Origin of the sequence: Streptomyces sp. CNQ085, from assembly GCF_022614595.1 — a bacterium.
GTDB lineage: Bacteria > Actinomycetota > Actinomycetes > Streptomycetales > Streptomycetaceae > Streptomyces.
On sequence record NZ_JAJFAU010000092.1, the window covers coordinates 9,873 to 19,816 of the forward strand.

8 protein-coding genes and 1 pseudogene are annotated in these 9,944 nt (G+C 74.5%); 5 read left to right on the top strand and 4 right to left on the bottom strand.

Going from position 1 to position 9,944, the window contains the following annotated elements:
* Positions 1–90 precede the first annotated feature (90 nt).
* The 3 genes from LJ221_RS15950 to nhaA form a co-directional block, all read right to left on the bottom strand.
* Positions 91–2,388: a cation-translocating P-type ATPase gene (locus LJ221_RS15950; RefSeq protein ID WP_241717401.1), complete on the bottom strand. Its 2,298-nt coding sequence runs from the start codon at positions 2,386–2,388 to the stop codon at positions 91–93.
* An 89-nt stretch (positions 2,389–2,477) separates the two neighbouring features.
* Positions 2,478–2,696: a heavy-metal-associated domain-containing protein gene (locus LJ221_RS15955; RefSeq protein WP_241717402.1), complete on the bottom strand. Its 219-nt coding sequence runs from the start codon at positions 2,694–2,696 to the stop codon at positions 2,478–2,480.
* 490 nt (positions 2,697–3,186) lie between these two features.
* Positions 3,187–4,542, bottom strand: coding sequence for a Na+/H+ antiporter NhaA (gene nhaA, locus LJ221_RS15960; protein ID WP_241717403.1), 1,356 nt, complete (start codon positions 4,540–4,542; stop codon positions 3,187–3,189).
* A gap of 431 nt (positions 4,543–4,973) precedes the next feature.
* On the opposite strand from nhaA, the gene LJ221_RS15965 reads away from it, so the two are divergent.
* The gene (locus LJ221_RS15965) at positions 4,974–6,080 is read left to right on the top strand and encodes a helix-turn-helix domain-containing protein (RefSeq protein WP_241717404.1); all 1,107 of its coding nucleotides are present in this window, start codon (positions 4,974–4,976) and stop codon (positions 6,078–6,080) included.
* A 234-nt stretch (positions 6,081–6,314) separates the two neighbouring features.
* A complete protein-coding gene (locus LJ221_RS15970; protein WP_241717405.1) occupies positions 6,315–6,722 on the top strand; it encodes a hypothetical protein in 408 nt (135 codons plus the stop codon).
* Between the two features lie 78 nt (positions 6,723–6,800).
* Here the strand turns inward: LJ221_RS15970 and LJ221_RS15975 are convergent, their stop codons facing one another.
* Positions 6,801–7,922, bottom strand: a complete 1,122-nt coding sequence (locus tag LJ221_RS15975; RefSeq protein WP_241717406.1) for a GGDEF domain-containing protein — start codon at positions 7,920–7,922, stop codon at positions 6,801–6,803.
* Positions 7,923–8,088: 166 nt separating this feature from the next.
* On the opposite strand from LJ221_RS15975, the gene LJ221_RS15980 reads away from it, so the two are divergent.
* The 3 genes and pseudogenes from LJ221_RS15980 to LJ221_RS15990 all read left to right on the top strand — a co-directional run.
* Positions 8,089–8,625, top strand: coding sequence for an XRE family transcriptional regulator (locus tag LJ221_RS15980; RefSeq protein WP_241717407.1), 537 nt, complete (start codon positions 8,089–8,091; stop codon positions 8,623–8,625).
* Positions 8,626–8,755: 130 nt separating this feature from the next.
* The gene (locus LJ221_RS15985; RefSeq protein WP_241717408.1) at positions 8,756–9,607 is read left to right on the top strand and encodes a phosphate/phosphite/phosphonate ABC transporter substrate-binding protein; all 852 of its coding nucleotides are present in this window, start codon (positions 8,756–8,758) and stop codon (positions 9,605–9,607) included.
* A pseudogene (locus tag LJ221_RS15990) lies at positions 9,604–9,944 on the top strand (sulfurtransferase TusA family protein); the annotation flags it as partial. The gene LJ221_RS15985 and the pseudogene LJ221_RS15990, both read left to right, overlap by 4 nt.

Sequence of the window (9,944 nt, forward strand, 5' to 3'; positions counted from 1 at the left end):
CGCGTCGGCGTTCTCCGGCCGCAGCTCGGCGTCCTTCTCCAGCAGGCGGTCCACCAGCCGGACCAGCCCGGCCGGCAGGATCGGGACCGGTCAGCGGAAGGCCCGCAGCCGGAGGCTGTTGGTGACGACGAAGACCGAGGAGAAGGCCATCGCGGCCCCCGCGATCATCGGGTTGAGCAGCCCGGCGGCGGCCAGCGGCAGGGCGGCGACGTTGTAGCCGAAGGCCCAGAGGAGGTTGCCCCTGATCGTGGCCAGGGTGCGGCGGGAGAGCCGGATGGCGTCGGCCGCGACCCGCAGGTCGCCCCGGACCAGGGTGAGATCGCCGGCCTCGATGGCGGCGTCGGTGCCGGTGCCCATCGCCAGGCCGAGGTCGGCGGTGGCGAGGGCGGCCGCGTCGTTGACGCCGTCGCCGACCATGGCCACGGAGTGCCCCTCGGCCTGGAGGCGCCTGACGACGTCGACCTTGTCCTGGGGCATGACCTCGGCGATCACCCGGCCCCCGGAGGTGTCGATTCCGACCTCACGGGCGACGGCCTCGGCCACCGCCCGGTTGTCGCCGGTGAGCAGCACCGGGGTGAGCCCGAGGGCGCGCAGCCGGGTGACGGCCTCGGCGCTGGTGGGCTTGACGGCGTCCGCCACCGCCAGCAGCCCCCGTACCCTCCCGTCCCAGGCGACGGCGACCGCGGTACGGCCCTCCGCCTCCGCGGCGGCCCGTGCCCCGGCCAGCTCCGGGGTGAGCTCCAGGCCGCTCTCCGCCAGCAGCCGCTCCCGGCCCACGGCCACCTCGCGGCCCTCGACGGTGCCCCGGACGCCGAGCCCCGCGATGTTCTCGAAGTGTTCCGGAGCGGGCGGGGAGCCGGCCCGCTCGGCGGCCCCCGCCGCGATCGCCCGGGCGACGGGGTGCTCGGAGGCGTGCTCCAGGGCGCCGGCCAGGCGCAGCACCTCGTCCCCGTCCTCGCCCCCGGCGGCGACGACGTCCCGCAGCTCCATCACCCCGGTGGTGACGGTGCCGGTCTTGTCCAGGACGACGGTGTCCACGCGGCGAGTGGTCTCCAGGACCTCGGGGCCCTTGATGAGGATGCCGAGCTGGGCGCCGCGTCCGGTGCCGACCATCAGGGCGGTGGGGGTGGCCAGGCCCAGGGCACAGGGACAGGCGATGATCAGGACGGCGACGGCCGCGGTGAAGGCGGCGGCCGGCCCTCCGCCGGTGCCGAGCCAGAAAGCCAGGGTGCCCAGCGAGATCAGCAGCACCACCGGTACGAAGACGGCCGAGACGCGGTCGGCCAGCCGCTGCACCTCGGCCTTGCCGTTCTGCGCGTCCTCGACCAGAGCGGCCATCCGGGCGAGCTGGGTGCCGGAGCCGACGCGGGTGGCTCGCACGACCAGCCGGCCGGAGATGTTGACGGTCGCGCCGGCGACCGCGTCGCCCGGCGCGACGTCCACCGGCACCGACTCGCCGGTCAGCATCGAGGCGTCCACGGCCGAGACGCCCTCGACCACGGTGCCGTCTGTGGCGATCTTCTCGCCGGGGCGGACCAGGAAGCGGTCCCCTGCGGCCAGGCCGGCGACGGGGATCCGCTCCTCGCGCCCGTCACGCAGGACGGTGACCTCCTTGGCGCCCAGCTCCAGCAGGGCGCGCAGCGCTGCGCCCGCGCTGCGCCTGGAACGCGCCTCCAGATAGCGGCCGAGCAGGATGAACGTCGTCACCCCGGCCGCGACCTCCAGGTACAGGGCGGAGGAGGCGTCGGCGCGGGAGACGGTCAGCTCGAAGCCGTGCCGCATCCCGGGCATCCCGGCGTCGCCGAGGAACAGCGCCCACAGCGACCAGCCCAGGGCCGCGGTCGTGCCCAGCGAGACCAGGGTGTCCATGGTGGCCGCGCCGTGCCGGGCGTTCGTCCACGCCGCGCGGTGGAAGGGCAGCGCGCCCCACACCACGACCGGCGCGGCCAGGGTCAGGGAGAGCCACTGCCAGTTGTCGAACTGGAGGGCGGGGATCATCGACAGCAGCACGACCGGCGCCGACAGTGCCAGGGAGACCAGGAAGCGCTGCCGCGGCGAGGACAGCTCGCGGTCGCCCTCGCCCTCCACGGCTCCCGCCTCGGCCGCGGTCCCGGTCCCGTCCTCCGGCCGCGCGGGTGCGGGCGGAGGGGGCGGCTGGGCGGTGTAGCCGGTCTTCTCGACGGTGGCGATCAGGTCGCCGACGCTCACCCCGGGGGCGTGGCTGACGCGCGCCTTTCCGGTGGCGAAGTTGACCGTGGCGGTCACGCCGTCCATCCGGTTGAGCTTCTTCTCGACGCGAGCGGCGCAGGAGGCGCAGGTCATGCCGCCGATGACGAGTTCGACCTCGTCGGCGGGCGCCTGCGTACCGGATGCCGTGATGATGGTCATGCTGTCTCCCGGGCGAGGGCCGGACCGCGCCGGCGGCGCGGGCGCGGTCCGGCGGTACGGTCCGGCGGGGGTGGGGTGGCTGCGGGCGGTCAGGCCCGGCCGGCGAGCTCGTAGCCCGCCTCGTCGACGGCGGCGCGTACGGCCTCATCGTCCGGCTCGCCGGTGGTGGTGACGGTCACCAGGCCGGTCGAGGCGACGGCCTTCACCTCGGTGACGCCGTCGATCGCGGAGACCTCGCTGTCGACCGCGCCCTCGCAGTGGCCGCAGGTCATGCCGGTGACCTTGTAGGTGGTGGTGACGGTGCTCATTGCCTCTACTCCCTCGGAATTGGCTCACGGAGGCGTCCGGGTGACCGGACGGGTGTTCCGACACTCCCGACTCTATACCCCTAGGGGGTATAGACCAAATAGGGGCCGGTCCGGGCCCCGAGTACGCCCGGAAACGGGGGGCGACCGCTCGGGACGCCGGTGGGGTGCGGCGGACGATCACCGAGGGGCAGGGGGGAGGCATGGCGTGCGCGGAGCGCTGGGACGGGGCGGCCGGGAACCGGTGCCCGGCGTGCGGTGGTACGGCGCGGCCGCCCGCCTTACCCGCCGGGAAGGGCGCGCCCGCGCTGACCGCCGTCACCATCGCCTTCCCGATCACCGCCCACAGCGGCACGTACGTGCCGATCGCGCGGGTCCTCCCCGTGCCGGGGGCTGACGGGCGTCCCGCGCTGCGGAGCGGCGGGACGGCGGGGACGGCGGGGACGGCGCGGCCGGGAGGACGGGGGCCGGAGGCGGGGCGGGCCGGGGTCCGTCAGCCCTCGCGGTCGGTCCGGCCGCCCGCTTCCTCGGCGACCTTGCCCCGCGGCCACTCGTAGACATCCGGGATGCCGTCGTGGTCCTCGTCCCGGTTCTCCTCCTCCCACAGCCGCTTGTAGCGGGCGTCGCGGAACTTGAGGAAGACGGCGGCGGCCACCGCGGCGGCCAGCGAGCCGATCAGCACGGCCGTCTTGACGTACTCGCCGGTCTCGGCGTTGTCGGCGAAGGCCAGCTCGCCCACCAGCAGCGAGACGGTGAAGCCGATGCCGGAGAGCAGCGCGACGCCCACCACGTCCGCCCACTCCAGGTCCTTGCTGAGCTGGGCGCGGGTGAAGCGGGCGGCCAGATAGGTACCGCCGAAGACGCCGAGGAGCTTGCCCGCGAACAGGCCGAGCATCACGCCCAGTGCCTCGGGCCGGCCGAACGTCTCGCCCAGCGCGTCGCCGGAGACGCCGACGCCCGCCGCGAAGAGCGCGAACACCGGCACCGCGAAGCCCGCCGACAGCGGTCGCACCAGGTGCTCGATCCGTTCGGCCGGCGACTCCTTCTCGGTGGGCCAGCCCTCGCTGCCCTTGGCCGGGACCACCCGCAGCAGCATGCCCATCGCCACACCGGCGATGGTGGCGTGCACTCCGCTGGCGTGCATCAGCGCCCAGATGGCGATGCCCAGCGGCACGTACACGTACCAGCCGCGCACCCGCAGCTTCTGGTGGAGGAACCAGAACACCACCAGCCCGGCCAGCGCGCCGCCCAGGGCGGGCAGGTTGAGCGCGGAGGTGTAGAAGACGGCGATCACGAGGATCGCGCCGAGGTCGTCGACGATGGCGAGGGTGAGGAGGAAGGCCCGGATGCCCGACGGCAGATTGGTGCCGATCACGGCGAGCACACCGAGGGCGAAGGCGATGTCGGTGGCCATGGGGATGGCCCAGCCGTCCATCTGACCGCCGCCCGCCGCGTTGACCGCGACGTAGAAGAGTGCGGGCACCGCCATGCCGCACACGGCGGCGACCACCGGGAGCGCGGCCGCGGCCGGGCGCCGCAACTCACCCAGGAGCAGTTCGCGCTTCAGTTCGATTCCGGCGACGAAAAAGAAGATCGTCAGCAGGCCGTCCGATGCCCAGTGCCCCACGGACAGGTCGAGATGGAGGGAGGAGATGCCGAAGTGGAAGTCGCGGACCGACTCGTACAGGTTCCCCCAGGGAGAGTTCGCCCACACCAGCGCCACCACCGCGGCGGCCAGCAGCAGCATCCCGCCGACGGTCTCGGTGCGCAGCGCCTCCAGCAGGAACCGGCGTTCCTGGAACGACGGCAACCCGAAGAGGGAGGTGCGCTCTTTGGGGGCGTTGGACATGGAGTGACCTCCCGGGGTCGGTTTCGGGGTACGTGGACAACGTCGCCGACCAGACTTCCCGGCACACCTTTTGTGATCTTGATTGTCATACCACCGTACCCACAACCCGCTGTTTCCGCGCAAGAGCGGATCCGTGCGCGGACGCGCGGGTACCGTCGGGTAATGCCCGGAGGCTTCCGGTCCATGTCGGCGAATGCCCCCGGCCGCCCCGGTTTCGCCGGTGACGCTGATCACACCTGATCCCACGTGGTCACGGCGCACTCGGCCGCGGCGGCCGGAAGCCGCGTGTAGTTGTCCTACCTGGGCTTTCGGTCAACGCGGCGAGCGTGCGTGCCAGGGCGGCGAGCGGGGTGAACCCTGGCTGATGCGGCACTAGTCTGTGCCGGTGGCCCGGCCGCAGTCCGGGGGCGAGCGGAAAGGGACGGGCACCGGTGAGACGCGGCGGGATCCCCGACTCCTTCCTCGGCGGCTACGCGGAACTGCTCGCCGAGATATCCCGGACCGGGCGGCTGCCGCGCCGCGCCGAACTGGACGCCTTCCGCGAGACGGGCGAGCGGGTCGCCGAGCGGGGCTACGGTCTGCGCGACCTGGTCGGCCTCTACCTCACCGAGACGCGCCGGCTGTGGGGCACGCTGCCGGGCGTCGCCCGGTCGGCCACGGCCGCGGAGCGGGCCCGCACCGGCGACGCCCTGCTGGCCGCGGTGGAGGCCGCGGTGGCCGCGCTGGGGGAGGGTCACGAGCGGGCCCAGCGGCTGGCGGTACGACAGGAGGAGGCCGAGCGCCGCGAGTTCGTGGACGACCTGCTCTACGGCCGCAGCGACCTGGGCCGGCTCGCCGAGCGCGCCGAGCGCTTCGGTCTGCGGCTGGCCCGCGCGCACGCGGTCGCGGTGGCCTCGGGCACCGAGAAGTACGACGACGTGCACCCCACCGTGCGCCGCATCGAGCGCGAGCTGGTGGGCCGCTTCGGCGAACGCGACGTACTGCTCGCCACCAAGGACGGGCGGCTGGTGTGCATCGCCGCCAGCGCCGACAAGTCCGTCCTGCGGGCCTTCGCCCGGCTCGCCGAGGACCCCGGCCCGGGATACCCCGCCGCCGTGCGGGTGGCGCTCGGCCGGTCCCACAGCGGCCCCAGCGGCGTGGTGCGCTCCTACGAGGAGGCGCTGGGGGCCCTGGACCTCGCCGACCGGCTCGGCCTGGAGGGAGTCCGGTTCAACGCGGCGGAGATGCTGGTCTTCCCGGTGCTGCTGCGCGACCGCGCGGCGATGGCCGATCTGGTGCGCACGGTGCTCGGGCCGCTGACCCAGGCACGCGGCGGGGCCGCGCCGCTGCTGGAGACCCTGTCGGTGTGCTCGGCGGCGGGCTATGTGAACGCGGAGGCGGCCCGCCGGCTGGGCGTGAGCGTGCGGACCCTGTCGTACCGGCTGGCGCGCATCCGGGAGCTGACCGGCTACGACCCCGGCGACGGTCTCCAGCGCTACACCCTGGAGACCGCCGCGATGGGCGCCCGGCTGCTGGGCTGGCCGGAGAAGCCGCTGTAGCCGCTCGCGGCTCCCCGCAGCCCGGACCGCGGTCCTCTCCGCGCGCGGTCCGCCCCGTCCCGAAGGCGCGGACGACGGATGCCGCACCGGTGGTTCCCTCTGGTTGCCGGACGTAAGCGTGGCGTAAAGATTGCCGGATCCCGGCAGTGTGCGACCCACTGCCGGAGTGCCAGCATGAGGTCGCGCCGCGACCGTCACGGGGACGGAAAGACGGGCGAGTTCATGCATACGGCCATGAGCCTCCCCGTCGGCCTGTTCGGGTTCGGACCTGTGGTGGTGCTCGTCCACTGGTTGACGGTGCTGGTCGGAGCGGCCGGCGTCGATGCCCTCGACGGGGGTGAGAGCATCGACGCCGACCACTCCGGCACTGGCCCCACGACCCTCCTCGCGGCGGCCGGGCTGGGCGGGGCGCCCGTCTCCGTCTCCCTGTCGCTCCTCATCGTGATTGCCTGGTTCGCATCACTGAGCGGTACGGTGCCGGCCGAGCGGGCCGGCGGCGAGCCGCGCCTGGTGTTCGAGCCGCTCGCGGAACCCGCCTCCGTCGACCCCGCCGCCCCGGCCGCCCGGGTCGGCACGCAGCGGCATATGACGATCGCGGAGAGTGGTGCGAAGGCCGGGACAGGAACGGGAAGACGCTCTTAGAGTGCCGGTATGACCGACAACCGGGAGGCGTCGCGGGCCGCGCCCGTCCGGGGGCCGGAGCGGCGCGCCCCGTACGTCCTACGCGCAGGAGGCCGCCGCCGCGCCCCCGCCCTTCCCCGCGGTCTCCAGCGCCGCCCGCAGCGCGTGGATGCTGGTCAGCCGGCGCTCGGCGGCCGGGGGCACGATCCAGTGCAGGCCCGGCGGGCGGACGCTGGCGGCGTCGGGTACCACGACGTAGGAGCCGCGGCCCAGCACACGGGTGCCGGGCAGCTCCCAGCGGTCGGCGGCCCTGGGCGGGATGAGGAAGTACATCCGCGACCGCTCCCAGCCCCCCTCCGGTGCTCCGTCCGGCCCGCCCGTTTCTCCGGGCAGGTCGGCTATGACCGGGCCGGGCGGCCGGTCGCCGTGGCGCAGCAGCGCGTCGAGCACCAGCAGTCCCGTGCCTCCCGGCATCCGTGCCGCGTCCCACCAGGTGCCCGCGGGCACGGCGCGGTGCGTCCCGCCGTACGGCAGCCAGCTCGGCCGGGCGGCGGGCGGTACGGACCGGAAGGAAGGGAACAGCGGGGGCGCCGGGCGCGGACCGGGCCGGCCGGGGGAGCCGGCCAGCCGGATGCGGCCGCCTCCCGCGCGCTTGACGTCCCGCAGCGCCACATCGGAGTCCAGCAGCAGGTCGGACAGCCCGCCGGGGGCGGGGTCGGCCGGATCCCAGACGGCGACGCCGAGCGAGACGGTCTGCCCGGTGATGGTCACGGTGGTGCCGCGGCTGACCGGGGCCGGCACGGACATCTCCCGCACGCCCCGCTGGACGAGCCGGGCCGCGGCCATCGCCTCCTCGGCGCCCGCGCCGGGCAGCAGGACCAGGAACTCGTCGCCCGCGTACCCCCCGTAGCGCCCGCAGACCGAGTCCCCGACGGTGCTTCCGGCGCGGAGCAGCACATCCGCCGCGGCGCGCAGCACGGCGTCCCCCGCGAGATGGCCGTAGGTGTCGTTGACGGCCTTGAAGCGGTCGAGGTCGCCCAGCAGCAGCGCGAGCGGCCTGTGCCGTCGGCGGGCGGAGGCGAGGGCCTGGGAGGCCCTGATCTCCCAGGCCCTCCTCACCAGCAAACCGGTGAGGTCATCGGTCAGGGGGTGATGGCCGCCTCCCGGACAGCACGAGGGGGACGGTGCGTACTCCTCGGTCGTCCTCGGCGCAGTACTCATCGATCCCCTTCTCCCCCGGTCGTGTGGTCCGGCGCATGGGCGGTGGTGAACCTGCGGTTGAACTGCTCGCCCCTCGACTCAACTGGTAGTTGAGTGAACGCGATGAGTGAGTTTAGGCTCCCGAACGACCGGGCTGTCAACTCCCGCCCGGTCGGCAGGAGTTATGATGCGGCGACGGCTCCTGGTCGATTCCGGTGTGGTGGAGGTGTATGCGGTGTCCGACACCCGCGGGGATCGGACGCTGGCGGAGAGGCTCGACCGGCTCTTCGACACCGTCCGCCCGGACGGCCCCAAGGGCCGCCGGTACACCAACGACGAGGTCGCCACGGCCGTCAAGCGGGCGGATCCCGGCGTCCGGGTGGGCGGCGCCTACCTGTCGGCCCTGCGCAAGGGCACCAAGAAGAACCCCTCCACCGAACTCCTGGCGGCCCTGGCCCGCTTCTTCGGCGTCCCCACCTCGTACTTCCTGGACGAGCGGGCCGCGGCCCGCACCGACGCGGAGATCGAACTCGCCAAGGTGGCCCACAACATGGGCGTCAGGAAACTCGCCCTGCGCGCTCTGGAACTGTCCCCCGAAGGGCTCGCCGCCGTGACGAGGATCGTCGAGCACGTCCTGGAGAGCGAGCCCGGCACCCGTGCCCGCCAGGAGGAGCCGCCGCCCCCCGGCGCGGCTCCGCCCGCCGGCCGGCCCGCGGAGCGCTGACCGCTCCCGCCGCAACCGCGCCGTCGGCGTTCGACGGGCCCTCACACGTACGCGTCCGGGGCGTGGTTGTCCGGATCGTCCCGGGCTCCTAGGCTTCGCGTAGATCGCCGCCGTGTGAGGAGAGTGTCCCTTGACCCTGCTGATGGGCGCCGTGGCCTACGACCCGAAGACCGTCACCATCTGGACCGGCTTCCGCGCGTGGCTGCGCGCCCGGGACCTGCCCTTCGACTTCCTCCTCTACTCGCACTACGAGCGCCAGGTCGAGGACCTGCTCGCCGGAAGGCTGCACGCCGCCTGGAACTCGCCGCTGGCCTGGGTGCGCGCCGACCGCATGGCGCGGGCGGCGGGCCGGGAGATGCGCGCGCTGGTGATGCGTGACACCGACCAGGACCTCACCTCCGTCGTCGTCACCCGTCACGACTCGCCCGTCGCCGCCCTCGCCGACCTCAAGGGGCGCACGGTGGCCGTCGGGGCGGTCGACTCGCCCCAGGCGACCCTGCTGCCGCTGGAGACGCTGCGCCGGGCGGGGCTGTGCCCGGGCGGCGACTTCCGCGTCCGCCGCTTCGACGACGGCGTCGGCCTCCACGGCGACCACGTCGGCGGCGAGCGGGAGGCGGTGCGCGCCCTGCTCGCGGGCGAGGCGGACGCCGCCTGCGTCCTGGACGCCAACCACCTGCTGTTCGGCCGGGAGGGGACGCTGCCGCCCGGGAGTACACGGGTGCTGGCGCAGACGGAGCCGTACGACCACTGCAACATGACGGTCGCGGACGACGCCCCCGCCGGTCTGACCGAGCGGTTCGGTGAACTGCTGCTGTCCATGTCCTTCGCCGACCCCGGGGCACGCCCCCTGCTGGAGCTGGAAGGGCTCACCGCCTGGCGCCCCGGCCGCACCACCGGCTACGCGCTGCTGGAGGCCGCGGTGGACGAGACGGGCTTCTACGGCCCGTCCGGAGGGGTCACCGCGGCGGAGTACGCGCCGTGACCGCGACCGGCCCCGGAACCGGGGCCGGGGCCGGGGCCGGGGCGCGCACGCTCCGCCTCGGGACGCTGGGCTTCGAGCGGGGCGCGCACCTGCTGGTGCGGCGCGCGCTGCTGGACCTGCGCCCGGGCGGGGAGCTGGCGGTGGCCGGGGAGGACCCCGCGCTGCCGGTCCACCTGCGCGCCTGGTGCCGCGCGCACGGCCACGAACTGCGCACCCCGGATCCGGGCGGGGATCCGGGCGGGCAGGAGACCGGCGATGTCCGCGCCCGGATCGTCCGCGGCCGGGCGGACCTCGACCGCTGGTCCGGCGCCGAGCGGGCCGGCGGCCCGGGCCCTGT

Bases quoted from the DNA above. Each gene is read 5' to 3' on its own strand.
- LJ221_RS15950 (WP_241717401.1), bottom strand. From the start codon at position 2,388: ATGACCATCATCACGGCATCCGGTACGCAGGCGCCCGCCGACGAGGTC.
- LJ221_RS15955 (WP_241717402.1), bottom strand. From the start codon at position 2,696: ATGAGCACCGTCACCACCACCTACAAGGTCACCGGCATGACCTGCGGC.
- nhaA (WP_241717403.1), bottom strand. From the start codon at position 4,542: ATGTCCAACGCCCCCAAAGAGCGCACCTCCCTCTTCGGGTTGCCGTCG.
- LJ221_RS15970 (WP_241717405.1), top strand. From the start codon at position 6,315: ATGAGCCTCCCCGTCGGCCTGTTCGGGTTCGGACCTGTGGTGGTGCTC.
- LJ221_RS15975 (WP_241717406.1), bottom strand. From the start codon at position 7,922: ATGAGTACTGCGCCGAGGACGACCGAGGAGTACGCACCGTCCCCCTCG.
- LJ221_RS15980 (WP_241717407.1), top strand. From the start codon at position 8,089: ATGCGGCGACGGCTCCTGGTCGATTCCGGTGTGGTGGAGGTGTATGCG.